Source organism: Arthrobacter sp. T572 (assembly GCF_056780115.1).
Window position 1 is genome coordinate 174229 of the sequence record NZ_JBRAZQ010000002.1, and the last position, 25208, is coordinate 199436.

Consider the following 25208-nt stretch of genomic DNA (forward strand, 5'->3'; position numbering starts at 1 on the left):
GAACCATCAACAACACAACAGGAAGGAAAACCATCATGGGAATCAACGACAAAATCAACAACGCAGCCACTGAGCACCTCGGCGCAGCCAAGGAAAATGCCGGCAAATTGACCGGGAACGAATCCCTGGAACGTGAAGGCCAGCAAGACCAGGCAGAGGCCAAGGTTCAGCAGGCCGGCGAGAAGGTCAAGGACGCAGCAGCCGACATCGCCGAAAACCTCAAGGACGCAGCCCAGAAGATCAAGGAAGGCTTGTCCAGGAAATAGCCACTGAACCCGTGAGGGCGGACTGCAGCGAAGAACGGACGCGGCAGCCCGCCCTCCGGGATCCCCTCGCTGGAAGCCGGGCAGCAAAGTCAAGGTTGAGCCATCCGGTGCCGGACCTGATCCGAATCACCATCGATGCCTGAATCGGCTTGAACAAGGCGGGCAAACGGACGTTTCCCGAGTTTGCGCAGTGCCTCCCCGGGCATCGCGCAAAGCAGCGAAGGAAGGAGTCGCGTGACAAACGCACAACGGGCCCGGAATCCGTTGGATCATGTTCCGGACGCCATTCTTGCCGGAAGGGCGGGCGACGGTGACACCGCAGCCTTCGAGGCTTTGGCCCGGCGGCATGGACCTGTGATGCGGGCCAGCGCCCGCCGCCTCACCGGATCCTGGGCCGACGCCGACGACGTTGTCCAGGAGTCGCTGGTCCAGGCATGGAGGCAACTCGAGAGCCTGCGGGACCCTGCGGCGGTCCGAAGCTGGCTGTTGCGGATTGTTGGCAGCCGGAGCATCGACCACCTGCGGAAGCGCCGGAACCATGCGGAACTTGAATCTGCGGAAGTGCCGGCGCCGCAGCCCAGGGCCCAGGACCCGGAACCGGCCGCCCTCAACGGATCCGGGGTGGAAGCCCTCAAGGCTGCCCTCGCCGAGTTACCGGAAGAACAAAGGCGATGTTGGGTTCTCAGGGAATTCAATGACCAAAGCTATGAGGAGATCGCCGAGACGTTGAAGATCAGCCCTGACAGCGTCCGCGGCCGACTGGCCCGGGCCCGCATCACCCTCGCACGCAGAATGGAGGAATGGCGATGAACGCTTCGCATGACACCATGGAATGCGGACATTCCCTTGCGGAGTTGAGCGACTACCTTGATACCGGCGAATTCAGTGATCCGGCACATCTGGAATCGTGCCCCGAATGCCAAGCAGGACTGGCAAGCCTCCGCCGCCTCTCCCGCTTCGCGGGCAACCTTGTGCACGCAGATACGGCCGAGGCAGGCTCGGGCACCGATGAATGGATGCAATCGATCCTGTCCAACTTGCGCTTGGAGCTTCGGCCCGGGCGGACAATCCCGCTGCGTTCGGACAACCCGGCCGATGTGCTTTCGGAAACAGAAGGAGCCATTGCTGCGCTCATCCGGTCCCTCGTGGATGAGATTCCCGGAACCGCCGCGGGGAGGTGCAGCCTGCTGGGGAACGTCACGGAGCCAGGCGCTGGAATCAGCGTCCACGTGGACGTGGCCGTGATGTATGGCCGGCACCTTGAAGAACGGGCCAGTGAAGTCCGCGCCCGTCTGGCAGAGGCACTGGGGACGCATACGGAGTTGAACGTCACCGGGATCGACGTGACCATCACCGACGTGCTCGAACCCGCTGCCAGTCCAGAGAACAACCGGGAGGAGCAACCATGACGGAACCGGCAACCGGTGCGCTCGCCGACGAACTGACGCGGATAGCCCAGGCCGTTGATGGGGTCAGTGCGCTGTTCCCCGCCCGGCCGTTGTGGCAGTCCGTGGCGGGAGTGGCCCTGCAAGCCATAACGGGTGAAGCGCTGCCCCTGGTTGCGCTGACGGAAAGCCCCGGCGGAGTGTCCGTCAAGGTGAGGATCGGGGTCGACGCTGCCCATTCCGCCCCAGCGGTGGCGCGAAGAGTAGCCCAAGCGATCCGAAGCCACCTGCACGGGCCGGCTGCCGCCGTCGAGGTTTCCGTGGTCAAAATCGGAGGCTGACCGGCCCTTGCGGGTCGGCGGCTCGGCCCACTGCGGTGAGCGGTGCACGGGCAGTGGCTGCTTCATGACGTCATGGTGGGGCGGCGGTTGAGGGTCGGTGGAGGTGGGTACGTGTAGCGGTGGCACTACTGTTCTGGCAGGAGATGAGCGCTGATGGCACGGATTGACCGCATTGCTGAACCGTGGGGAAGCAGGACGCCCTACGGCGCCGGGGAAACGTGGCCGGTGAGGGTCGATTCGTATCTTGCAGAAGGAGTGGACCCTGGGAAGGTGCAGCGATGGGTCCAGAGCGCATCGATTCTGCATTCGAACGGTGATGCGATGGACATTGCGGTTCAGGATGAGCGGATCGTTGGGGTTCGCGGTCGTGCCGGGGACCGGGTCAACCACGGCCGGCTGGGCCCGAAAGACCTTTACGGGTGGCAGGCGAATGCTTCAGGTGACCGGCTGACCCGGCCGCTGGTGCGTCGGGACGGCAAACTCGTTGAAACGGACTGGGACACCGCGATGAGCGCGTTGGTTTCCCGGTCCAAGGAGCTGTTGGATGAGCAGGGTCCGAGCGCGCTTGCTTTTTACACCACCGGCCAATTGTTCGCGGAGGAGTACTACACCCTCGGCACGGTGGCCCATGGCGGAATCGGCACAAACCACGTCGATGGCAACACCCGGTTGTGCACGGCGACGGCGGCGGAGGCGTTGAAGGAATCGTTTGGCTCCGACGGGCAGCCCGGCTCCTACACGGACGTCGACCACGCTGATGTCATTGCCCTATACGGCCATAATGTGGCCGAGACCCAAACTGTGTTGTGGACCAGGATGCTGGACCGTCTCGCCGGCCCGAATCCTCCCAAGATCATTTGTGTCGATCCGCGACTGACGCCTGTGGCCCGGGCGGCGACGGTGCATCTGGCACCTCTGCCGGGAACGAACCTGGCCCTGATGAACGCGATCCTGCATGAACTCATCAGTAATGGCTGGGTCGACCAGGATTACATCCAGGCCCACACCGTCGGCTTCGAGGCCCTGGAACGGGAAGTTAAAAAGTATCCTCCGTCCGTAGCGGCCGGTATCTGCGGAGTGCCGGAGGAGCAGATAAAGGAAGCAGCCAGGATCATCGGCCATGCCGAACGGCTCCTGTCCACGGTGCTTCAGGGCTTCTACCAGTCCAACCAGGCCACCGCGGCCGCGGTCCAGGTCAACAACGTCAACATCGTCCGGGGCATGCTGGGAAAACCGGGGTGCGGGATCCTGCAGATGAACGGCCAGCCCACGGCGGAGAACACCCGTGAATGCGGCGCCGACGGGGACCTTGCCGGGTTCCGGAACTGGTCCAACGACGCCCATGTGCAGGACCTTGCCCGGGTTTGGAACGTCGATCCAATGTCCATCCCGCACTATTCACCTCCGACGCACGCACTGCAGATCCTGCGCTACATCGAGGAGGGCTCGATCAGGCTGTTGTGGGTCACCGGCACGAACCCTGCTGTATCACTGCCGGAGCTGGCACGGATCCGCTCGATCCTGTCGCAGGAAGGACTGTTCCTGGTGGTACAGGACATTTTCATGTCCGAAACGGCTCAACTGGCAGACGTCGTCCTGCCCGCCGCGACCTGGGGCGAAAAGACCGGGACGTTCACGAACGCGGACAGGACCGTGCACCTGTCCGAGAAAGCCGTCGACCCGCCTGGACAGGCCCGACCGGACCTGGACATCATCATTGACTACGCACACAGGATGGGATTGAAGGACAAGGACGGCCAACCGCTCATTAAATGGCACGACCCGGAAACTGCCTTCGAGGCGTGGAAGGAATGCTCCCGGGGCCGGCCCTGCGATTACACCGGAATTACCTACGCCAAGCTGCGTGGCGGTTCAGGTATCCAGTGGCCCTGCAACGAGGAAAACCCGGACGGAACAGAACGGATCTATCAGGACGGCACGTTCTGGGCGCACCCGGAATACTGCGAAAGCTACGGCCGCGACCTGATCACCGGCGCCCCCGTCGAGCCGAGCGATTACAAGGCCATGAACCCAGCGGGCAAAGCCATCCTCAAAGCCGCCGAGTACATGCCACCGCACGAGCTGCCCAGCGAGCAGTTCCCCCTGCAACTGATCACGGGCCGGACATTGTTCCATTTCCACAGCCGCACCAAAACAGGGAGAAGCCCCGAACTGCAGGCCGCAGCCCCGGACGTCTGGTGTGAAGTCTCCGTACCCGACGCCGAGGCCCAAGGGCTGGCTGAAGGAGACCTCGCCGAAATTCGAACTCCCCGGGGCACAGTTCAGGCGCAGGTACGCATCGGCGGGATCCGCGAAGGAGTGATCTTCCTGCCCTTCCACTACGGCTACTGGGACACCGAGGGCGGACACGAGCCAGTTGGTTCCGGCCGGGCAGCTAACGAGCTGACCATCACGGACTGGGACGCCGCATCCAAGCAACCGATCTTCAAAACCGCCGCCGCCCGCATCGACCGCGTCCGCGCATGTACGGGGCCGGCAACGGCACCGACCAACACAGCTTCTGCCCCCGCCGCCCGCTATCCAAGCATCCCCAAGACCAAAGGCATCCATTCAGCCTCGGCAGAGGAAGAACTCATTGAAACGGAGCAGAACCAGTGAAGATCGGGCTGGTACTCAAAGGGCTGCACAGGGATGAAAACGAACTGGCCAAGCACTTGCTGCACATCTCCGAACGGCACAAAGTCGACCACGAAATCTTCCATCTTGGCCAGGACCTGGCCATGTGGTCCCAACAGCACGTGCGCGAGATCGCGGACATCGCCAGGGAATACGATCAGGAACTGGACCCCATACCAGTCAATGACACCACCCTACTGGCCAAGGCAAGGGAAAAGAGCAGCCAGCTTATGGGCCGTCAAAAGGAAGCAGGACTGCTGCTGCTACGCGATCTTCGGGAGGCCTACACGATGGCGTGCGGTGTCTCCTCGGACTGGGAAATGCTCGCCCAGGCCGCCCAAGGCATCCAACACACCAGGCTCCTGGCGGTGGCACAGCACTGCCATCCCCAAACCTTGCGACAAATGGCCTGGGCAAACGGCAAGATCAAGGAATCATCTACGCAAGTGCTGGTCAGCTAACGCCGCAGGCACCGTAAACCGGCGTCAGCACAAGTGCGGTTTGATGGCGTCCGCCCCCGCGCAAAACCTAATCTGACGACTGAGTCCGTGCGCGGCGCACGTCCACACGTAACAAGCCGGCGCTAGTCTTCGAAGTGCGTTGAGGGGACGGCGTTGGTGCCATTGCGTTCGGTCATGATGCCAGCGGCTACGTCGTGCAGTTTCTGGTTGCGGTTCTGCGAGGCCTGGTTCAGGAAAGCGAAGGCTTGTTCCTGGGTGCAGTTGTTTTCGGCCATGATGATTCCGGTTGAAAGGTCGATGACGGTGCGGCGTTTCATGGCGGCTTTGAGGTCCTCGGCGAGCAGGTCCGCTGCCGCGATCCGCAGCGCAAGCCGCAGTGCCTGCCCGGCCATGTCCGCGAATATCTTCGCTTCACTCACTGCGTCGTCGGTGAACGCGTGGGTGTTGGGGGCGAAGAAGTTCAGTGCTGCGGAAGCGTCTTTGCCCAGCTCCAGCGGCGCCGCGAGGACGCTGCGTGCCCCGGCGGAATCCAGGGTCGCTGCGTATGCAGGCCACGGGGAAGCTGTGCTGGTGTCGGCCAGAACCACCGGTGACCGGGTTTGCAGGGCTTCCAGGACAGGACCGTCACCCAGGGCCTGTTCGATGCCGTCCCAGAGGATGGCGTTATCGCTGCTGCCAGCCAAGGTCACGGCCCGTTTGCGGCGCCAAAGGGTCACGGCGCATTCGATGCGGGTACCGGTAGCCCGGCTCAGAGTGGCCGCGGCGTAGCCGGTCATGCGGTCCAAAAAGGACTTAACATCATCGGAACCAGCGATGAGTTGGTGCAGTCGCTGGAAGTCCTCATTCTGCTCCTCAGTTTCCACATCCAGCATTGTAGGTGCGGGTATTTTGACCTCGCAATATGGCACCTCCCGGACGGGCCGGGTGCTGCGGGTTAGTCTTAGCGTCACAGGACGCAATGGGGGGAGTGCCAGATGGAGCAAGAGACCGTGGACGGCGGCAAAGGAACCGTCGGGCTCGACGGGCAAGGAATCCTGCAGCTGATCTGGGGACAGGGCACCGTCCTGACAGTGCAGGACGTTCACGCGGCGATGGACAAGATCAACAAACTCGCCGGTGACGCCGAGTATCCGATGCTGATCGACATCACCCACACCCAGTCGGTCACCCGGGAAGCCAAATCGGCTTTCAGTACGAAATGCGCTGCTTCGCGGATCGCATTGGTGGGTTCAAGCCCGGTCAACCGGGTCATCGCCAACTTCGCCATGTCACGGCGCACGCTGCCGGTTCCCACCCGGTTCTTCGCCTCCCACGATGAAGCCATCACCTGGCTGCTGACTCCTGAGTATTCCTGATTCGTTGCCGGTCGCGGCAGCGGCTAAAGGATTCCGCAGCGCGACCAACGCCCGCGAAGGGGGCCGGGTCCGGGATCCAGCAACGCTGACGCTGGCAGCGGCACACCTGGCCGCCAGCATGTCGTGACGACCTTGAAGACTCACTTCGCCGTGCCAAGTTTCCTTGGGGCCCGTTGGCGGCCCCGTGGTGAACCACAACGATAAGTAGCGAGCGTTTTTCTGCGGTATTCGGGTGGGCCTGGGTTGGCAAAGCCGATCTGGCCGTAAGCGGTGGTCAAGGATCTCTGCGCCACAAGACATTTACGGTGCACTGATGGCTCCGCCGATGTCTTCTTGAGCAGGTTTTAGATCCAACTTTGAGGCCATGATTCACTTTTCGCTGACCTGCATCGGAGGGGCTTTTGCCCCGGATCTCATGAACATCCAGATGGCCAGGCTCCATCTGCCCAACTTACTTTCACGCGGAAGGCTGCGGCTGCTAGGCGTCGTCCGGGATCGGCTCGTTGACACTGCTGAAGGATGAGGCTTCGGTGGACGCTATTTCCACCTGTACTCCGGCGTCACGGAACTTGCGGACCTGGGTGGGGTCGGCGCGATCGTCCGTTACCAGCGTCCACGGCAGCGGGAGCCGTGCCCATGCGTGGAACGGCCGGAGGCCGAGCTTTGAGGAATCCGCCAAAATATAGACTTCCCGGCCGCGACGGGCCATTAGTTCCTTAAGGCGGGTCTGGGCGTGGTCGGCCTCGCAGATGCCGTCCTCGGCGGTGACGGCGTCGGCGCCGAGGAAGACGCGGTCGAAGCTCATCCGCTCCAGCGCCGCCTCGGCCAGCGGCCCTACAAAACTCTGGCTCACGCCACGCAACCTCCCGCCGAGGCAATCCACCTCGACGCCCACGGAGTCCGCAAGCTCCTGCAGAGTGTTGATTCCCGGGGTGGTGACGGATAACCGACCGAACCCCCGCAGCTCGTGGGCCAGGGCACCCGCGGTGGAACCCGCGTCGAGCAGAATGTTCTCCCCGTTCTGGATCACCGACGCCGCCCACCGGGCAATCGCGTGTTTTTGGTCGAACGCCTCGCCAATCCGCTGCCGCAGCGACGCCTCCGGGTGCGCGCCCAGCGCCATCGCACCACCGTAGGTCCGCGCCAGCCGGCCCTGGCTGTTCAGCAGTGCGAGGTCGCGGCGGATGGTAGAGGCGGTAACCTCGAACCGGTCGGACAGTTCCTCCACGGAAGCGAGGCCGGTGGTCACGGCGAGGTGGTAGATCTCCTCGCGCCGCGCATTAGCGGACAGCATTCCCGGTTTCCTCCCCGTGGGCATGGCGGTTGCAGTGCTAACCATCCTAGTTCCGGCCCCCAATCAAACCAGTCACCTACACGGCAACGGATGGGCGAGTGGCCATTTCCGCTGCCTGGTGCAGCGCCTCGACCATGGAGCGGGAGTCAGCGATGTTCTTGCCGGCGATGTCGAATGCAGTGCCGTGGTCCACGGACGTGCGGATGACGGGCAGGCCCACGGTGATGTTTACCCCGGCCTCGATGCCCAGCACCTTCACCGGCCCGTGGCCTTGGTCGTGGTACATGGCCACTACCAGGTCGTAGTCGCCCCGGCCGGCCAGGAAGAACAGGGTGTCGGCGGGCAGCGGGCCCACGGCGTTGATGCCGTCCGCCTGGGCGGCCTTGACGCCGGGTTCGATCTTCTCGGCTTCCTCGCCCTGGCCGAACAGGCCGTTCTCACCGGCGTGCGGGTTGATGGCGCAGACGCCGATCTTCGGGTTGGGGATGCCCGCCCGGACGAGCGCTTCGTGCCCGCGGCGGATGGTGCGTTCGACCAGGTCCGGGTTGATCTTGCGGACGGCATCCATCAGGCCGATGTGCGTGGTCACGTGGATCACCCGGATCTTGGGAGTAGAGAGCATCATGGACACTTCCTCGATGCCGGTCAGGTGCGCCAGCAGCTCGGTGTGCCCCGGGTAGATGTGCCCGGCCGAGTGTAGTGCTTCCTTGTTCAGCGGCGCCGTGCAGATGGCCTGCACCTTCCCGGCCATTGCCAGCTCGCTGGCCACCCGGATGTATTCGTAGGCTGCGTGCCCGGCGACGGGGGAAAGCTGGCCCCAGGCGAGGTCCTCCGGCAGCAGCGCCAGGTCGATCACGTTCACCCGGCCCGGCGTGAACACCGCGTCCGCAACGTTCTCAATCACCTGGATGTCGGCCTTAACACCCACGATTTCAGCGGCCTGGCGCAAGCGCAGCGCATCGCCGACCACCACCGGTCGGCATTCGGCCAGGATGCCTTGGTCAAGGACGGCCGGGACGATAACTTCCGGGCCGATGCCGGCACCGTCGCCCATAGTGACGGCGACGTAGGGGAGGGATGAAGTGGTTTCAACGGTTGTCATTGTTGCTCCAGATTGTTCGGAAGTCTTGCGGGGAAGGGTGGAGGCGGGAGCTCCCGCGGTCTGGCGGCGGCGCTCCCGGATCTCGTGATAAAGCTGCAGGAGGGCGAGGTCGTCGCCGAAGCTGCCGGGCTTGGTGCCCACCAGCGTGCCATCGTCGGCCCGGCTGAGCACGGCCCCGTGTTGGACCGCGGCGAGCGGCACCAGGCTGGAGCGGCCGACGGTTTGCAGGACTTCCCTGGCCGTCTCACCGCCGGTGAGGATCAAGTCGGCCCGGGTTTCCTTCGCGACCTCGGCGGCGAACTTTGACAGAGCTTGCACGATGCTTGCCGCCCTCGCAGGATCGATTTTTGTCGACGCCAGCGTGATGGCAACGCTGGCGCCTGACTGCAACGCCTGCTTGGTTTCCTCAAGCTGCGTTGCGTATGCGCCCGCTGCACCTGCGTACTGAGGATGTAGCCGGACCACTGTGAAGCCTTCGGCTTCAAGACTGGCCAACTGTACCTGCGCCGTCGTGGACGCTGAGCCGACGACGGCGAGCACCGGCAGTTCCGCTTGGTGCCGTTCCGCAACGGTTAAGTCCACGGCCGGCGCTCTCTGCGTGTTTCGCGCAGGTTGAGCACCGAGCCGCTGGGCCAGGACGTCCGCCGCCCCTCCGGTTCCCACCAGGACGATGCGGCGGCCACCAGCCTGGAAATCCAGGTCAAGCAGTGCGTCAACCACCCGCTCCAGGTCCTGGACGTTCTCGCCGTCAGTTACCAGCACCTGAGGCTCGTTGGTGTTCAGCAGCCCGGCCAGCGTGGTGTTGAGGACGCTCGACCGGACCGCGTTCAGATTCACCGTGTGGACCGACGAGGGATCCTTGGGCCGAAGCAGTGACGGAACGTCCGTCGGCGGGGCCGAAACTTCCGCCTGCCACAGGCCCGTCTCTGCCAGCGGAGTGCCAGCCACCAGCGGCTGGCCTTCCACAACAGAGCGCTGCAGTTGGGGGAGTGCTCCCGCAACAACAGCGTGGAAGCCAAGGCTGGTCAGCCCCGATATTTCCGCACGGACGTTGCCGCGCCACAGGGAGTCCATCTTCTTGAACATCACCTGCACGTCGGACGTTTCGGGGCCGGAGAAGGCGTCCTTCACCAATGCCTCGGCTGCAAGGTCAGACAGTCCGCGGGAATGCGTATCAGTGACCACCACTTCGGTAGCGGGCCCCCTGAGAGGGGTGGCCCCGTCGTGCCTTATCGCAGCGTTCGATAAATCCGTGGCGAGCAGAACCTGTGCGGACAAGCCGTGCTCCACAAAGCAGTAGCCAACCTCGGCGGCGCCGGAGAAATCGTCGGCCTGCACAAATACGGAAGCCACGCTGCTCCTCTCGTCATCATTGGCTGGAACCCCGCCAAAGATGCGGGAAGCTTTCCACCATCATGGCATGGGTGCGCGAATCACGCTAGAGGGCTTGCGTGGTTTGTGCAAAAGTGGCAAAGTGATGGAGACAACATTCGGCGCAGCCACCTCGTACGCCGTCCCCGATCTACCGAGAGGTCAACGATGACCGTTCTTCCTCAAGGAAGTGAGATTTCCCGCCGTCGTCTGCTGCAGTTCGGCGCGGCGGCCGGGTTTCTGCTGGGCACCGGCAGCCTCGCCGGCTGCGCCGGCCCCACCGGCCTCCCGGGCCCCAGCACCCTGACCTTGGCCTTGAACCGCTCCCTGGTCAGCCTGGACAACAAGCTCAACCAGTTCGACGCAGCCGTCACCGTGCAGCGCTCGGTCCGCCAGGGCCTGACGGCCATCGGTCCCGAAACCAAGCCCGTGCTGGTGCTGGCCGAACGCTTCGAGATGACCGGCCCCACCGAATGGACTGTTCGGTTCCGCGAAGGCATCCGCTACTCCGACGGCAGCCCGGTCGAGGTGGAGGACGTCGCCACCGCCCTGAAGATGTATCAGCAGGTCCAGGGCTCCTTTGTCGCCGGCTTCTTCCCCGAATTCCCCGAAGTGGTCCCGGTGGATGACCGCACCTTCAAGATGGTGTCCAAGAAGCCGATCCCCATCCTGGACTCGCTGATGAGCATGATCCTGATAACCCCCGCCGCGCAGAACAAGCCGGAGGAACTGCAGGAAGGGATCGGTACCGGCCCGTACGTGGTGACCAAGTTCAATCGCGGTGCCGGCACCTACAGCCTGCAGCGTAACGAGAACTACTGGGGCCCCAAGCCTGAGATCGAAAACGTGGAAGTCCGGTTCCTGCCGGAGGAATCCAGCCGCGTGATCGCCCTGCGCAGCGGCGAGGTGGACGTCATCGACTCCATCACTCCGGATTCCCGCGAACAGCTCGGCGGCCTGCCCGGCGTCGAACTGCAGGAAGCGTCAAGCCTGCGCCTGAACCAGATCTTCTTTAACTTCCGCAAGCCCGCCGGTCACCCCCTCGCCGACCCGCGCGTCCGGCAGGCCCTGAGCATGGCCATCGACGGCGAATCTCTGGTCCGCGACGTCCTGGTGGACTCCGTCACTCAGGCAGAGGGCGTCACCCCGTCCAGCCTCACCGGCTACTACAAGACCGGCGAATATGTCTACGACCCCGATAAGGCCAAGGCAACGCTGGCCGAACTCGGCGTCAAGGACCTCACCCTGAAGATCATCTGGGAAACCGGCGAGTTCGCCTCGGACACCTCCGTGATGGAAGCGCTGGTGGAAATGTTCGGCAAGATCGGTGTGAAGGCCGAGCTGCAGCAGTTCGAACCCGGCGGCAACATCCTGGCCTGGCGCCAAGGCAAGCAGGGCGACTGGGACCTGCTCGGCAACGGCTATCCGAGCCCCACCGGCCTGGCCATCACCATGCTGCAGGGCATGTACGCCGGCACCCCGGAAAAGGAAGCCACCCGCGATACCTACCAGGGTTACGTGATCCCGGAGGTCAGCGCCAAGGTCCGGGCCGCTGCAGAGGAAGCAGAGCCGGCGCGCAGGACCGAACTGCTGAACGAAGCCCAGCAGGCAGTCTGGGACACGTGGCCATGCGCCTGGGCCTTCGTGCCCAAGTCCGTCCTCGCCCACCGGGAGCGGGTATCCGGCATCAACCTGGCGCCCACGAATTCCTACCCCCTCGTTGATGTCCGGCTGGAGGCCTAAGCCATGACGAACTACATCCTCAAGCGTGTGGGACAGGGCCTGCTGACCGTGTTCCTCACCGTATCCACCGTGTTCATCCTGATCCGCATGGCCCCGGGCGACCCCGCTGTCTCCTACGCCGGCCCGCTGGCCACCAACGAGCAGCTCGCCGCCGTCCGTGAGCAGTTCGGCCTGGACCGGCCGGTGCTGGAACAGTACTGGATCTTCATCCAGCAACTGTTCACCGGAAACCTCGGCCAGTCCTACTCCTTCCAGGCCCCGGCCATGCAAGTGGTCTTCGAACGGATGCCCTACACCCTGACCCTGGCGACGTCGGCGATCCTGCTGACCGCCGTCGTCGCCATCCCGCTGGGTGTATGGATGTCCCGCCGCCCGGACACCGGCCGCGAGTTCGGCGTCAACGTGCTCACCATCGCCGGGCAGTCCATGCCGGACTTCTGGACCGGCATCATGCTCCTCACCGGCTTCGCCGTGCTGATCCCGCTGTTCCCGGCCTCCGGCTTCGCCACTTGGGGCGGGCTGGTCCTGCCCACCATCACCATCGCCATCCTGCAGATCGCCCTGATCTCCCGGATGGTCCGCCGCGAAATGAGCAACAACCTCGCCGCCCCGTATCTCACCGTGGCCCGCTCCCGCGGCGTCACCAACTCCGCACTCACCTGGCGCTACGCCATGGGCAACTCCGCCATCCCCGTCTTCACCGCCCTGGGCACCCGGTTCGCCGCCATGCTCAACGGTGTGGTGGTGGTGGAAGTAGTGTTCGCCTGGCCCGGCGTCGGCTCCCTGATCGTCCGGGCCCTCGAAACCCGCGACTACCCTCTCATTCAGGCCACGGTCCTCATCACCGCGCTTCTGGCGGTAGGAGTGCAACTGCTCATCGACCTCGCCTACCCGCTCCTTGATCCCCGCGTTCGTCTTGGAAAGGCGGCCACAGCATGAGCCTCGACACCGCAAACCCGGCAGCGTCTTCCGGCGCACCAGCGAAACAGCCCGGCCCCAGCGCCGTCACCAAAGCGGACATCGCCAAGGCAGGCGCCACACGGCGTCGTAAATCCGCCCGGTGGAAGCTCATCGTTGGCACCATCTGCACCCTGCTGGTGATCATCCCGATCATTCTCGCCCAGGTGCTCCCGCTCCCGGACGCGAACTTTCAGGACCTCGCCGCCCGGCGCCTCCCGCCGCTGACCGACGGTCATCTGTTTGGCACCGACCAACTCGGGCGCGACCTCCTCTCCCGGGTCCTGCACGGTGGCCAGGTCTCCCTGACCATTGGGGTGTTGGCCGTCCTGGTGTCCGGGGCCATCGGCGTGATCCTCGGAGCGGCCGCCGGTTACTACGGCGGCTGGGTGGACACCATTGTCTCCCGCATCCTCGAAGCGCAGATGTCCCTGCCGCTGCTGATGATGCTCCTGCTGGTGGTGGCCCTGTTCGGCCCGTCCATCCCGGTCATCACCTTCGTGATCGCCATCGCCCAATGGCCCGAAGTCGCCCGCCTCACGCGCTCAATGGTGTTGGTGGAACGCGAAAAGCCATACGTCTCCGCAGCCCGGATTCTAGGCCTGCACAAGATCAAGATCCTGATCCGGCACATCATCCCCAACGTCATCAAACAGGCAACCCTGGTAGTCCTGCTCCTGCTGGCCCAAGCCGTGCTCCTCGAGTCCGCGCTGTCCTTCCTGGGTGCCGGCCCACAACGGCCGTTCGCCACCTGGGGCCGCATCATCTCCGACGGCCAGGACTACATCACCACCTCCTGGTGGATGGTCACCCTGCCCGGCCTGGTGATCGTGCTCATGGTGGTGGGCGTCAACCTGCTGGGCGACGGCCTCCGCGACCGTCCCCGCCGCAAGAAGAAGGGTGCCTGACATGAGCACTGCTAACTCACCTGCAGATCAGCCCGACCCCATCGAGCAGCCGCTGCTGGAAGTCCGCGACTTCCAGGTGGAGCTCATCACGGAGACCGGCATCGTCCGCGCCGTCGACGCCGTCAGCTTCAGCATTCACCGCGGCGAGACGGTCACCATCATCGGGGAGTCCGGTTCGGGGAAATCGACGACGGCGATGGGAATCCTCCGTCTCCTGCCCGAGGACCTGGCAGTCCTGTCCGGCACAGTGAAGATCGACGGCGTCGACATCTCAGCTGACCCCAAGGCCATCGACAAGGTGCGCGGCAAGACCCTGGCCCTGATTCCGCAGGATCCCATGACGGCGCTGAGCCCGGTCCACTCGATCGGCAGCCAGCTCTTCGAAGCCATCAAGATCGCCGGCGCCGCCTCGGCCAAAGACAAGACTGCGCTTCAGGCCCGGGCCGTGCGCCTGCTGGAACAGGTGCACATCCCAACGCCGGAAAAGCAACTGAAGAAATATCCGCACCAGCTCTCCGGCGGCATGCTCCAGCGTGTGCTGATCGCCATCGCTTTGGCTTCCGAGCCGCAGCTGCTGGTGGCGGACGAGCCCACCTCGGCCCTGGACGTTACCGTGCAGGCCGGAATCCTGGACCTGCTCCTCGAACTCCAGGAACAGCGCGGCGTCGGCATCCTGATGATCACCCACGACCTGGGTGTGGCGCGGCTGATCTCGGACCGCATCCACGTGATGAAGGACGGCTCCTTCGTCGAATCCGGCGAGGTCCAGCAGATAGTGGACCACCCGGCCACCGAATACACCCAAACCCTGCTGGCCGCCATTCCCGTCCTGGGGGAGTGGGACGAAACACCTGCCTCTACCGGCCGCCGCTCCGCCGGCACTACAGGAACCGCAGCAAGCACCGACCCAGCCCTCACCCAGACCGGAGCAAAGCCATGACGAAGCCGTTCCTCGCCGTCAACAACCTGGTAGTGGACTACCACGTGCCCGGCGGCACCTTCCGGGCCGTGAACGACGTCTCCTTCTCCGTGGACAAAGGCAAAACGATCGCCGTTGTAGGCGAATCAGGCTGCGGCAAGTCCACCGTGGCCAAGGCCCTGATGCGGCTGGTCACCCCCACCAGCGGGTCCATCACTTTGGACGGCACGGACATCGCAGGCATGAGCGAGGCCAAGCTGCGGCCGCTGCGCTCCAGGTTCCAGATGGTGTTCCAGGACCCCTACGGCTCGCTGGACCCGCACATGACCGCGCAGGAAATCGTGGCCGAGCCACTGAAGCTGCAGGGTGTCCGCTCCAAGGCCGAGCGGCACAAGGCGGCGGCGAAGCTGATCGACCAGGTGGGCCTGCCCGTCCGGTCCCTGGAGAAACGGCCTTCTGAGTTTTCCGGCGGCCAGCGCCAGCGCATCGGCATCGCACGGGCACTTGCCTCCAAGCCGGAACTGCTGGTCTGTGACGAGGCCACCAGCGCGCTTGACGTGTCCGTGCAGGCCCAGGTGCTGCGGCTGCTGGAGTCCATTCAGGACGAAACCGGCATAACCTACGTTTTCATCTCGCACAACCTGGGAGTGGTGCAGGAAATCAGCGATACCGTCATGGTGATGCAGCGCGGCAAGCTCGTGGAACACGGCACCACCGCGTCCGTCCTGACCGCGCCCAAGGAGGACTACACCCGCAAGCTCCGCCGCGCCGCGCTGGACCCCTCCACCATGACCGGGCTGAAGCCGCGGCATGTCGTCCGATCACTGGCCCTGGCCAACCAAGCCAATTAGCCGAACCGGCCTAGATCCTTACTCACGAACGCAACCACGAGGAATCAACACATGAGCACCCAGCCCGAAGGCTCCCAGGTGGACGGCCTGAAACTCCCCATCTCCCGGCTTGTCCTGGGAACCATGACGTTCGGCGACACCGTAGACGAGGCCACCGCCGGCCGGATGGTGGAGGAAGCGCTCGACGCTGGCATCACCACCATCGACACCGCGAACGCCTACGTGGGCGGTGTGACCGAGGAGATGCTGGCGCGCCTTTTGAAGGGAAAGCGCGACGGCGTCATCCTGGCGTCAAAGGCCGGCATGCCCCACGCGGACCACGGCTCCCATTCGCCGCTGTCGCCCGAGGGGCTGCGCGCCAGCGTCGAAGGCAGTCTCCGCCGGCTGGGCGTGGACAGCATCGACCTGTTCTACCTGCACCAGCCGGACCGGGCCACACAGCTTGCCTCGACACTGTCCACAGTTGCCGATCTGAAAGCCGAGGGGAAGATCGGCGCGCTGGGTGTGTCCAACTTTGCCGCCTGGCAGATTGCCGACGTCATTCACGCGGCGCGTGAAGTGGGGGCCCCGCAACCCGTCGTCGCACAGCAGCTCTACAACCTGGTGGCCCGCCGGCTCGAGGAGGAATACCTCGAGTTCGCCGCCATCCACAACGTGCACACCATGGTCTACAACCCGCTGGGCGGCGGGCTGCTCACCGGCAAGCACAGCTTCGACGCCAAACCCACCGAGGGCCGCTACGGCGACTCGAAACTCGCCGCCATGTACACCCAGCGCTACTGGGACAAGCAACTGTTCGACGCCATCGGGGAGCTCTCACGCATCGCCTCGGACGCCGGAGTATCACTGGCCGAACTCTCACTGCGCTGGCTCGCCTACCGCGAAGGTGTGGGCTCCATGCTGCTCGGCGGATCCAAAGTCGAACAGCTGCGCGCCAACATCGCCGCCGTCGCCAACGGACCGCTCCCGGCCGACGTCGTCGAAGCCTGCGACGCCGTCGGCATCTCACTGCGCGGCCCGATGCCCGCCTACAACCGCTGACTTCCTACCGAACCGCTAATCACGAACTGAAGGACTCTGATGACCTCCCAACTGGCCACCGAATTCGCCCGTAAGATCCGTGCCCGTGAGCAGGCGGTGGGCTACTGGGCGGTGCTGGACGCGCCCGTGGCCACCGAACGCGTCGGCCGCCTCGGCTACGACTACGTCGCCTTGGACGCCCAGCACGGCTTGCTCGGGTACTCGGGCGTGCTCAATGGGCTGATGGCCATTGACGCCGGAAACAAGGCCGTCGGGATGGTCCGGGTGGAGGCCAACGACTTCACCGCGATCGGCAAGGCCCTGGACGCCGGCGCCGTGGGCGTCATCGTGCCGCTGATCAACAACGCCGAAGACGCCGCAGCGGCCGTGGCGGCGGCGAAGTACCCGCCAATGGGCGGCCGGTCCTACGGGCCGATGCGCTCGGCCCTGCGCATCGGCCCCAAGCCGGCCGACGCCAACAGCACCACTTTGGTATTCGCCATGATCGAGACCCCTGAGGGCCTGGCCAACGTCAAGGAAATCTGCGCCACTCAGGGACTGGACGGCATCTACGTGGGGCCGTCGGACCTGTCCATCGCCGTCGGCGGTGCATTCCCCGGCGATCCTCAGGTTGAAGCGGAATTCAACGCCGCGCTTAAGACCATTTCTGAAGCAGCTGCCTCCGCGGGCGTCGCCGCCGGCATCCACACCCCCGCCGGCTCGGTAGCCAACCAGCGCCTCCAGCAGGGCTACACCTTCGCCACGATCGCCTCGGACCTGACCCATCTGGAACAGATCGCGAAATCCCACCTCGACGCCGCTACCTCCGCTGCCGGAACCAAGGAAGAGCAGTAATCATGCCCAACACCACCACCGACGTCTACAGCACCATCACCCCGGACGGGGCGGTGAAGCGCGCCGACGGCGCCGACTTCGCCTACCTGCCCGCCCCGACCGTGCAAAGCCACGCCGCCAACCTGCTCACCCTCCCTGACGGGCGGCTGGGCTGCGTCTGGTTCGGCGGCACCCAGGAGGGCGTGCCGGACATCTCCATCTGGTTCTCCACCCTGGAGCCAGGCAGCAGCCAGTGGTCCGAGCCGCAGCAACTCTCGGACGATTCCACCCGCTCCGAACAAAACCCCATCCTGTTCACCAACACCGACGGCGCCCTCTGGCTCCTGTACACCGCGCAGAAGGCGGGCAACCAGGACACCGCCGAGGTTCGCCGTCGTGTTTCCACGGACAGCGGCCGCACCTGGGGCGAGGTGGAGACCTTGTTCCCGGCCAACCAAACCGGCGGCGTGTTCGTGCGCCAGCTGCCGGTGGTCCTGCCATCCGGCCGGCTGATCATCCCGATCTTCCGCTGCATCACCACGCCCGGTGAGAAGTGGGTTGGCAACAGTGACGACAGCGCCGTGATGATCTCCGACGACGCCGGCGCCACCTGGACCGAAACCGTCCTCCCCGGCAGCCTCGGCTGCGTTCACATGAACATCCAGCCAGTCGCCGACGGCTCCCTGCTTGCCCTGTTCCGCAGTCGTTGGGCAGACTCCATCTACGAATCCCGCTCCACCGACGACGGTTCCACCTGGAGCGAACCCGTCCCCACCGAACTGCCCAACAACAACTCGTCCATCCAGTTTGTTGCCTTGGGCGACGGCCGCCTCGCGCTGGTGTACAACCACAGCCGGGCGGGGGAGGGCACCGAGCGGCGCCTCTCGCTCTATGACGAGATTGACGATGACGGGCTGGCCGAGGAGCAGGGCGTCGCCGAGCCGGACGCCTCTGCTTTTGCCGAGGACGACGGCGTCAAGCGCGCCTTCTGGGGCACGCCGCGCTCACCGATGACCTTGGCCATTTCCGAGGACTCCGGCCGCACGTGGCCGATCCGCCGCAACCTGGATGTGGGGGACGGGTACTGCCTGTCCAACAACTCCCGCGACGGGCTGAACCGTGAATACTCCTACCCGTCCATCCATCAGGGCCCGGACGGTGCGTTGAACATCGCGTACACGTATTTCCGGCAGGCCATCAAGTTCGTCCGGGTTGACCCGCAGTGGGCGTACGAGGGGACCACCACGCCGGGCGGGGACGAATGACGAAGCATGCGGTGGTCACCGGGACCAGCTCGGGCATCGGCAGGGCGATCGCTGAGCGGCTGCTGGCCGACGGCTGGAAGGTCACCGGGCTGAGCCGTACCGAGTCTGCCCTAAGCGGAAAATTCGAGTGGCTGAAGACCGACCTGTCCGCGCCGGAGTCGCTTGCGGGTGCAGTTTCAGGTCTGGAACCGGCCGATGCCTTGGTGCATGCCGCCGGGTTCCAGCGGACTGCGCATTTGGGGGACCTGGATCCGGCGGCCCTGGAGGGGATGTTCACGGTTCATGTGGCGGCTGCGTCGGTGCTGGCCAACGCTTTGGTGCCGTCCATGCCTGACGGCGGCCGGATCGTCCTGCTGGGCAGCCGCACCTCCACAGGGATGCCGGGCAAGAGCCACTACGCCGCGACGAAGGCCGCGCTGATGGGACTCGGCCGGACGTGGGCGCAGGAACTGGCGCCGCGCGGGATCACCGTGAATGTGCTGTCCCCAGGCCCGACCGACACCCCGATGCTGAATGATCCCGGCCGCGCCGCCACTCCGGTGAAGGTGCCCGCTCTCGGCTCGTTGGTGGATCCGGAGGACGTGGCCGCGCTGGCCGCGTTCCTCCTCGGTCCCCACGGCAAGTCCATCACCGGCCAGAACTACGTCATCTGTGGCGGTGCATCCCTGTAAATCCGCTTGTCGGATGGGCAGCATCATCTGAAGTCCTGTTTTCCTTGCCTCTGTCTGCGTGGGCAAACAACGGTTACTGGGTGTAAGGAAGGATTGCGGGATTTAGCGTGACCGTCGTTGAGCTGTCTGTCCCGGCATCCGTGCTCGTCACAGGAGCGTGCTTGCAGGGGGTCAGCGGGTTTTTTGCCTTTGTTGGTTGGGCTCCACCGCCGATAAAGCGAAATCTGATGGCGGCCGGCATGGCTTCAGGAATTCCGGGGAACGCCACCTCTATTGGCAGTAATTCATTGGCGCTTGTTTGGCAGAACTCCGACGGTCCAAAGGTGCGCGGGACGACGGTTTCTGTGATGGGTTTGTTCGTGAGCGAACGGCTGCCTTGGCACTAACAGCAACAGAAACAAGGACCCTGCCCCCGGCTGGCTAGGATGGGGGAGTGGATTCCGCCTTCAGCCTTCGCCCTGCCCGCACCAGCGACGTGGCCCAGATCAAGAGGCTGGTGGCGCCGCTGGCTGAGCAGCGGATCCTCATGGCCAAGGAGACCGTGGCCTATTACGAGAGCCTCCAGGAATTCCGGATTGCTGAATCCGTGGATGGCGAGATCATTGGCTGCGGCGCACTGCACGTCATGTGGGAAGACCTCGCGGAGATCCGCACCCTGGCAGCGGCGGATTCATGGCGTGGCAAGGGTGTGGGCCATGTCCTGGTGGAGGACCTGCTGAAGGAAGCCAAGGCCCTGGGCGTCAGCAGGGTCTTCTGCCTCACGTTCGAAGTGGACTTCTTCAAGCGGCACGGCTTCGAGGTGATGGCGGACCAGTCTGCCGTGGATCCGCAGGTCTACTCGGAGCTCCTGCGTTCGCATGATGAGGGCGTGGCTGAGTTTCTCGACCTCGCCCGGGTTAAGCCCAATACCTTGGGTAACACCCGTATGATCAAGCACCTTCAGTAACACGCGCGGCAAAACACAAGGAAAATGCCTGATTTAAACCATCTTCTCTTATCTAAACTTGATGGATAAACTGGTCGAGGCTTGCTGGGGAGCTTCCGCCAATATGCATCAATCGAGAGAAGATCATGCAGTCCCACGCGTCCATTTCAGCCGTTTCAGAACTCCAACTCAGCGTGCGCGGTCCCGTGTTCACGCCGGCCGACCCGGGCTTCGCAACCGAGGTAGCGGCCTTCAACCTTTCAACACAGCACCAGCCCCACTTAGCCTTCGGCGCCCTCGACGCAGAGGATGTCTCGGCAGCAGTGAAGTGGGCGGCGGAACGTGCAATCCCCGTGGCCGTCCAGTCCACCGGCCACGGCGCCACCAATGCGATCGAGGGCGGTTTGCTGATCAGCACCCGCCGCATGCTGGAACTCAGCATCGACCCGCTTGAAAAGACAGCCCGGGTCGGAGCCGGCGTCCGGTGGAAGGCAGTGGTGGACGAGGCTGCGGCTTTCGGACTCATGGGCCTTTGCGGTTCCACAACGGACGTGGGCGTGGTGGGCTACACGCTCGGCGGCGGCCTGCCCATCATGGGCCGGAAATACGGGTTCGCCTCGGACCATGTGATCGCCTTCGAACTCGTCACCGCCGACGGAACGCAGCACCGGGTCACCCAAGACGAGAATCCGGAGCTCTTCTTCCTCCTGCGAGGCGGCAAGGGAAACCTGGGCATTGTCACTGCCATGGAATTCCATCTCTTTCCGAGCCAGGACATCTTCGCCGGCGGCATCTACTTCGACGGCGACCACGCAGCCACCGTCCTCCAGCAGTTCAGTGAATGGGTAGGGACGCTTCCAACGGAGGCGTCGGCGTCGCTGGCTTTCCTGCGGTTGCCGGACATGGACATCATCCCCGAGCCGCTGCGCGGCAAATTCGTGGTGCATCTGCGGTACGCCTACCAGGGTGACGCCGCCACTGCCACGCAGCTGCTGGAGCCCATGCGCAGGAGTGCTCCTTTCATGATGGACGGCACCGGTCCGCTGGACTCCACCCGGTTCGACACCATCCACATGGACCCGGATCAGCCCGTGCCGGCCCGTGAATGCGGCTTCCTCCTGGACCGACTGGACGGCCCGGCCCGGGAGGCCATCCTGCGGCACTTCGGTCCGGGCGTCGAAAGTCCCGTACTGATGGCCGAGCTCCGGCTGCTTGGCGGAGCCCTTGCCGCCGGCGACGGCCAGGACACTGTGGGTGGCCGCGACGCGGCGTTCAGTTTCTTCATGGCGGGCATGGCTGTCCCGCCTCTGGCGGAGCTGCTTCCCAAGGTGTACGACGCCGTTCGCCAGGACCTGCGCGATGCCTCCAACAGCGGGACTTTCGTCAATCTCCACGGGCACTTCGTGGACGCCGAGGACCGGGAGCGTGCCTGGGGCCCGGCCATCCGTGAACGCCTCCGCAAGGCAAAAGCTGAACTGGATCCGCAGAACATGTTCAGCTTTGGGCACGTGGTGGGGCTCCCGGTGATCGACCAGACCGTGCTGCTCGAAGACGTTGTGACCTCCGGCGCCGACGCCGCCCTGGGCAACTAGGGGCGCGCCGTGCAGGAGCCCACTATGCAGGACAGGCCTGTGTTCCCGGATTTCTCGGCTTTCCAGATCGACATCCCGTACAGCACCGACGCGCACCAAACCCTGTGGGCCGGTGGCGGCCACCCCGACCCCGACCTCTATGCGGCCTTTTGGCCGGACATCGGCACTCCCGCGGCCACCGATGTTGGCACGCCCGCGGCCACCGACGTCGGCACCGAACCGCCGGTCGACGGCCGAGGCTAAGAGGCCGGGCCGGACCGCGCGGGAAGCCCTACCGCGGTCCGGCCCGCCGGTAGTAGGGTCAGAGCACCAGCCACTGCATGCCCAGGAGCAACCCATGAAAAAGCTCATCAATGATCCTCGCGCCGTGGTGGACGAGTCCGTCCAAGGGTTCGGCATGGCGCATGCCGATTTGGTGGACGTCCATCCCGAGCCCAAGTATGTCGTCCGGAAAGGTGCCCCGGTCCAGGGCAAGGTAGCCCTTGTATCCGGTGGCGGCAGCGGTCACGAACCATTGCACGCCGGCTTCGTGGGCCTGGGCATGCTCGACGCAGCTGTACCAGGGGCAGTTTTCACGTCGCCCACACCCGACCAGATCATTCCGGCGACCACCGCCGTGGACTCCGGCGCCGGCGTCGTACATATCGTCAAGAACTACACCGGTGACGTCCTGAACTTCGAAACCGCCGCAGAGATGGCGCAGGCCGAAGGCGTGGCCGTCCGGTCCGTGCTGGTCAACGACGACGTCGCGGTGGAGGACTCGCTGTACACGGCGGGCCGCCGGGGCGTGGGCGGTACTGTGCTTGTGGAGAAGATCGCAGGTGCCGCCGCGGAACGCGGGGATGACCTGGACGCCGTGACAGCTATCGCAGAGCGGGTGGTGGCCAACGTGCGGACCATGGGCGTGGCCCTGTCCGGATGCATCGTTCCGCACGCAGGAACGCCAAGCTTCGAACTGGCCGATGACGAAATCGAGATCGGAATCGGCATCCATGGCGAGCCTGGCCGGCACCGGATCGCCATGGAAGGTGCGGACGCCATCACGGACCGCCTGTTGGAACCGGTGCTGGAAGACCTGTCTCTTGCTTCGGGGGACAACGTGCTGCTGTTCGTCAACGGCATGGGCGGAACTCCACAAAGCGAGCTCTACATCGTCTACCGCCGCGCCGCCCAGATGTTGGCCGAACGTGGTGCCACGGTGGCGCGCTCGCTGGTGGGCAATTACGTCACGTCCCTTGAAATGCAGGGCTGCTCGGTATCCGTGCTTCGCCTGGATGACGAGCTGACCGCCCTGTGGGACGCTCCAGTGCACACCGCAGCCTTGCGGTGGGGAGTGTGAGCATGGGGCTCGGAGTCGATTGGGCACTGGATTGGATCCGGCTGTCCGCCAAGGCCATGGCAGAACACCGCACCGAACTCATCGAATTGGACCGGGCGGTCGGCGATTCGGACCATGGTGAGAACATGGACCGCGGATTCCAGGCCGTGCTGCAGAAGCTCGAGGAAACTCCGCCGGAGACGGCAGGCGCTGCGTTGAAGGCAGCGGCCATGGCGTTGATGTCCAAGGTGGGCGGCGCTGCCGGACCGCTCTACGGGACCGCGTACCTGCGCGCGGCGACCTCGTTGGGTGATGCTACGGACATCGACCCTGCCGCCATGGCCGCCGCACTGGCTGCGGCCCGCGACGGAGTGGTGGCGCGGGGAAAGGCCGAACCGGGCGATAAGACGATGGTGGATGCCTGGACCCCTGCCGTGGCAGCTGCCGCGACCACCGTGGAAAACGGCGGCGATGTGGTGTCCGTCCTGGAAAAGGCCGCCGAAGCAGCCGAAGCCGGTGCCGCAGCGACGGACCCGTTGGTTGCCCGGAAGGGCCGCGCCAGCTATCTCGGGGAGCGCAGTGCGGGACACCGTGATCCCGGGGCCGCCTCCACAGCGCTTCTCCTGCGGGCGGCCGCGGAGGCAGCGGGCGGAGTCGCAGGGCCGGGAGCCTCTGGGGCCGACGCTTCATGACGGTTGGCATTGTGGTGGTATCGCATAGCAGCAGAATTGCTGACGGTGCGGTGGAACTCGCCGCGCAAATGGCTCCCGACGTCGACCTCGCCGCCGCCGGGGGAACTGACGACGGCCGGATCGGCACCAGCCTGGAGAAGGTGCTTGCCGCCGTCGAGCAATCCCTGGTGGACGCCGGAGGTGATGGCGTGGTGGTGCTCGCCGATCTCGGCTCGGCAGTGATGACGGCGGAGTCGGCGATCGAGTTCTGCAGCGATCCGGATGCCGTGGTGCTGGCCGATGCCCCCTTGGTGGAAGGGCTGGTGGCTGCTGCCGTGGCAGCGCAAGGTGGTGCCGCCGTCGTGGATGTCCGCAATGCTGCGGAGAGCGTCAGGTTCGGTAGCGCGGAAGGCCAGCCGGCCGGGGAACCTGCCCCTCGCGAACCCGAAGCATCCGGCGATTTCGAGCTCGTGAATCCCATGGGCATCCATGCCCGGCCTGCCGCGAAGATCGCCGGCGGACTCTCCTCGCTGGACGCGGAAGTGACCATCAACGGCGTCGACGGTACCTCCGTGATGGCGCTGATGACCCTCGCCGCCGGCCAGGGCGCAAACCTGCACGTGGAAGCGGACGGGAAAGATGCGTTGAAAGCGGTGCAGTACGTACGCCGGTTGGTGGAAGAGGGTTTCGGTGAGTCCTGATACACGCCGAATCCACCCAAAACGTTGATAAGTATCCTGATTAGTGATGTTGTAGAGGTACAGGTTCACTACGAAAGAGGTGCAACATGGGTGCTGACGACAAAGCTCAGAACACAGGCGAGAAGATCGCGGGCAAGGCCAAGGAAGCAGCTGGAAAGCTGACTGACAACGAACGCCTTGAAGCCGAAGGCAGGGGCGAGCAGGCCAAGGCCGACCTCAAGAATGCCGGCGAAAAGGTCAAGGACGCCTTCAAGAAGGATTAGCAAAGATGGCGGGGCCGCTGCGGGTTGCAGCGGCCCCGCCATGCTGTTGGGCGTACATTGTGGGGAACTGCCCCGCGATCGGATGGAGGATTTTTTCGTGAACTTGCTCGTGAAACTGTTCGGACTGGTGGTCAGCCTGGGTGCAGGTGCCCTGGCGAACAAGACCCTCGAGGGCCTCTGGGAGAAGAAGACCGGCAAGCCCGCGCCCAAGGACGGCACGGACCTGGATGACTCACTTCCGGGCGTACTGGTCTTCGCGGTGGTATCGGCGGGCGTCGGCGCCGTGGTGCACGTCCTCACCCAGCGGGGCACCAAGAGTGCCTTGGCCCGACTCAAGAAAACTGCGGACGAGGTTTAG

At 64.7% G+C, this 25208-nt stretch carries 28 protein-coding genes; 25 read left to right on the forward strand and 3 right to left on the reverse strand.

Going from position 1 to position 25208, the window contains the following annotated elements; all coding sequences use genetic code 11:
• Window positions 1-35 precede the first annotated feature (35 nt).
• The 6 genes from ACUYMZ_RS01930 to ACUYMZ_RS01955 all read left to right on the forward strand — a co-directional run bounded on the left by ACUYMZ_RS01930 (window position 36) and on the right by ACUYMZ_RS01955 (window position 5090).
• A complete protein-coding gene (locus tag ACUYMZ_RS01930) occupies window positions 36-266 on the forward strand; it encodes a CsbD family protein (RefSeq protein ID WP_481601913.1) in 231 nt (76 codons plus the stop codon).
• A 234-nt stretch (window positions 267-500) separates the two neighbouring features.
• The gene (locus ACUYMZ_RS01935; protein WP_481601914.1) at window positions 501-1076 is read left to right on the forward strand and encodes an RNA polymerase sigma factor; all 576 of its coding nucleotides are present in this window, start codon (window positions 501-503) and stop codon (window positions 1074-1076) included.
• The gene (locus ACUYMZ_RS01940; RefSeq protein WP_481601915.1) at window positions 1073-1675 is read left to right on the forward strand and encodes an Asp23/Gls24 family envelope stress response protein; all 603 of its coding nucleotides are present in this window, start codon (window positions 1073-1075) and stop codon (window positions 1673-1675) included. The genes ACUYMZ_RS01935 and ACUYMZ_RS01940 overlap by 4 nt, the downstream gene beginning before the upstream one ends.
• Window positions 1672-1992 (forward strand): hypothetical protein, encoded by a 321-nt coding sequence (locus ACUYMZ_RS01945; protein ID WP_481601916.1) that lies wholly within the window; start codon window positions 1672-1674, stop codon window positions 1990-1992. Before ACUYMZ_RS01940 ends, ACUYMZ_RS01945 begins: the two co-directional genes overlap by 4 nt.
• Window positions 1993-2145: 153 nt before the next feature.
• Window positions 2146-4611, forward strand: coding sequence for a molybdopterin oxidoreductase family protein (locus ACUYMZ_RS01950; protein WP_481601917.1), 2466 nt, complete (start codon window positions 2146-2148; stop codon window positions 4609-4611).
• A complete protein-coding gene (locus tag ACUYMZ_RS01955) occupies window positions 4608-5090 on the forward strand; it encodes a hypothetical protein (RefSeq protein ID WP_481601918.1) in 483 nt (160 codons plus the stop codon). Before ACUYMZ_RS01950 ends, ACUYMZ_RS01955 begins: the two co-directional genes overlap by 4 nt.
• Before the next feature lie 122 nt (window positions 5091-5212).
• On the opposite strand, the gene ACUYMZ_RS01960 is transcribed toward ACUYMZ_RS01955, so the two are convergent.
• A complete protein-coding gene (locus tag ACUYMZ_RS01960) occupies window positions 5213-5953 on the reverse strand; it encodes an ANTAR domain-containing protein (RefSeq protein ID WP_481601919.1) in 741 nt (246 codons plus the stop codon).
• Between the two features lie 111 nt (window positions 5954-6064).
• On the opposite strand from ACUYMZ_RS01960, the gene ACUYMZ_RS01965 reads away from it, so the two are divergent.
• Entirely contained in the window at window positions 6065-6445 is a 381-nt protein-coding gene (locus ACUYMZ_RS01965; RefSeq protein ID WP_481601920.1) for a DUF7793 family protein, read from the forward strand.
• Window positions 6446-6923: 478 nt separating this feature from the next.
• On the opposite strand, the gene ACUYMZ_RS01970 is transcribed toward ACUYMZ_RS01965, so the two are convergent.
• Window positions 6924-7739 carry a DeoR/GlpR family DNA-binding transcription regulator gene (locus ACUYMZ_RS01970; RefSeq protein ID WP_481601921.1) on the reverse strand — a complete coding sequence of 272 codons (816 nt, stop codon included), beginning with the start codon at window positions 7737-7739 and terminating at the stop codon, window positions 6924-6926.
• Between the two features lie 76 nt (window positions 7740-7815).
• Window positions 7816-10194 carry a 4-hydroxythreonine-4-phosphate dehydrogenase PdxA gene (gene pdxA / locus ACUYMZ_RS01975; RefSeq protein ID WP_481601922.1) on the reverse strand — a complete coding sequence of 793 codons (2379 nt, stop codon included), beginning with the start codon at window positions 10192-10194 and terminating at the stop codon, window positions 7816-7818.
• A 186-nt stretch (window positions 10195-10380) separates the two neighbouring features.
• On the opposite strand from pdxA, the gene ACUYMZ_RS01980 reads away from it, so the two are divergent.
• From ACUYMZ_RS01980 to ACUYMZ_RS02065, 18 genes are all read left to right on the forward strand, one after another.
• Window positions 10381-11955 (forward strand): ABC transporter substrate-binding protein, encoded by a 1575-nt coding sequence (locus tag ACUYMZ_RS01980; protein WP_481601923.1) that lies wholly within the window; start codon window positions 10381-10383, stop codon window positions 11953-11955.
• Between the two features lie 3 nt (window positions 11956-11958).
• On the forward strand, window positions 11959-12894 hold the full coding sequence (locus tag ACUYMZ_RS01985) for an ABC transporter permease (RefSeq protein WP_442424214.1): 936 nt from the start codon (window positions 11959-11961) through the stop codon (window positions 12892-12894).
• The gene (locus ACUYMZ_RS01990) at window positions 12891-13820 is read left to right on the forward strand and encodes an ABC transporter permease (protein WP_481601924.1); all 930 of its coding nucleotides are present in this window, start codon (window positions 12891-12893) and stop codon (window positions 13818-13820) included. The genes ACUYMZ_RS01985 and ACUYMZ_RS01990 overlap by 4 nt, the downstream gene beginning before the upstream one ends.
• Before the next feature lies 1 nt (window position 13821).
• Window positions 13822-14760 carry an ABC transporter ATP-binding protein gene (locus ACUYMZ_RS01995; protein ID WP_481601925.1) on the forward strand — a complete coding sequence of 313 codons (939 nt, stop codon included), beginning with the start codon at window positions 13822-13824 and terminating at the stop codon, window positions 14758-14760.
• The gene (locus tag ACUYMZ_RS02000; protein ID WP_481601926.1) at window positions 14757-15590 is read left to right on the forward strand and encodes an ATP-binding cassette domain-containing protein; all 834 of its coding nucleotides are present in this window, start codon (window positions 14757-14759) and stop codon (window positions 15588-15590) included. Before ACUYMZ_RS01995 ends, ACUYMZ_RS02000 begins: the two co-directional genes overlap by 4 nt.
• Window positions 15591-15641: 51 nt before the next feature.
• The gene (locus ACUYMZ_RS02005) at window positions 15642-16631 is read left to right on the forward strand and encodes an aldo/keto reductase (protein ID WP_442424218.1); all 990 of its coding nucleotides are present in this window, start codon (window positions 15642-15644) and stop codon (window positions 16629-16631) included.
• A 39-nt stretch (window positions 16632-16670) separates the two neighbouring features.
• Complete coding sequence (locus ACUYMZ_RS02010) at window positions 16671-17465, forward strand: HpcH/HpaI aldolase family protein (protein WP_481601927.1); 795 nt, start codon at window positions 16671-16673, stop codon at window positions 17463-17465.
• Between the two features lie 2 nt (window positions 17466-17467).
• The gene (locus ACUYMZ_RS02015; RefSeq protein WP_481601928.1) at window positions 17468-18709 is read left to right on the forward strand and encodes a sialidase family protein; all 1242 of its coding nucleotides are present in this window, start codon (window positions 17468-17470) and stop codon (window positions 18707-18709) included.
• Entirely contained in the window at window positions 18706-19380 is a 675-nt protein-coding gene (locus tag ACUYMZ_RS02020) for an SDR family NAD(P)-dependent oxidoreductase (protein WP_481601929.1), read from the forward strand. The genes ACUYMZ_RS02015 and ACUYMZ_RS02020 overlap by 4 nt, the downstream gene beginning before the upstream one ends.
• A 107-nt stretch (window positions 19381-19487) precedes the next feature.
• Entirely contained in the window at window positions 19488-19766 is a 279-nt protein-coding gene (locus ACUYMZ_RS02025) for a hypothetical protein (RefSeq protein ID WP_481601930.1), read from the forward strand.
• Between the two features lie 47 nt (window positions 19767-19813).
• Window positions 19814-20326: an amino-acid N-acetyltransferase gene (locus tag ACUYMZ_RS02030; RefSeq protein ID WP_426005255.1), complete on the forward strand. Its 513-nt coding sequence runs from the start codon at window positions 19814-19816 to the stop codon at window positions 20324-20326.
• Window positions 20327-20451: 125 nt separating this feature from the next.
• The gene (locus ACUYMZ_RS02035; RefSeq protein ID WP_481601931.1) at window positions 20452-21897 is read left to right on the forward strand and encodes an FAD-binding oxidoreductase; all 1446 of its coding nucleotides are present in this window, start codon (window positions 20452-20454) and stop codon (window positions 21895-21897) included.
• Between the two features lie 24 nt (window positions 21898-21921).
• Window positions 21922-22140: a hypothetical protein gene (locus tag ACUYMZ_RS02040; protein ID WP_481601932.1), complete on the forward strand. Its 219-nt coding sequence runs from the start codon at window positions 21922-21924 to the stop codon at window positions 22138-22140.
• 94 nt (window positions 22141-22234) lie between these two features.
• On the forward strand, window positions 22235-23236 hold the full coding sequence (dhaK, locus tag ACUYMZ_RS02045; RefSeq protein WP_481601933.1) for a dihydroxyacetone kinase subunit DhaK: 1002 nt from the start codon (window positions 22235-22237) through the stop codon (window positions 23234-23236).
• A 2-nt stretch (window positions 23237-23238) separates the two neighbouring features.
• On the forward strand, window positions 23239-23907 hold the full coding sequence (dhaL, locus tag ACUYMZ_RS02050) for a dihydroxyacetone kinase subunit DhaL (RefSeq protein WP_481601934.1): 669 nt from the start codon (window positions 23239-23241) through the stop codon (window positions 23905-23907).
• Entirely contained in the window at window positions 23904-24587 is a 684-nt protein-coding gene (gene dhaM, locus ACUYMZ_RS02055) for a dihydroxyacetone kinase phosphoryl donor subunit DhaM (protein ID WP_481601935.1), read from the forward strand. The genes dhaL and dhaM overlap by 4 nt, the downstream gene beginning before the upstream one ends.
• A gap of 86 nt (window positions 24588-24673) precedes the next feature.
• The gene (locus ACUYMZ_RS02060) at window positions 24674-24850 is read left to right on the forward strand and encodes a CsbD family protein (RefSeq protein ID WP_426005261.1); all 177 of its coding nucleotides are present in this window, start codon (window positions 24674-24676) and stop codon (window positions 24848-24850) included.
• A gap of 97 nt (window positions 24851-24947) precedes the next feature.
• Window positions 24948-25208: a DUF4235 domain-containing protein gene (locus tag ACUYMZ_RS02065; protein ID WP_426005262.1), complete on the forward strand. Its 261-nt coding sequence runs from the start codon at window positions 24948-24950 to the stop codon at window positions 25206-25208.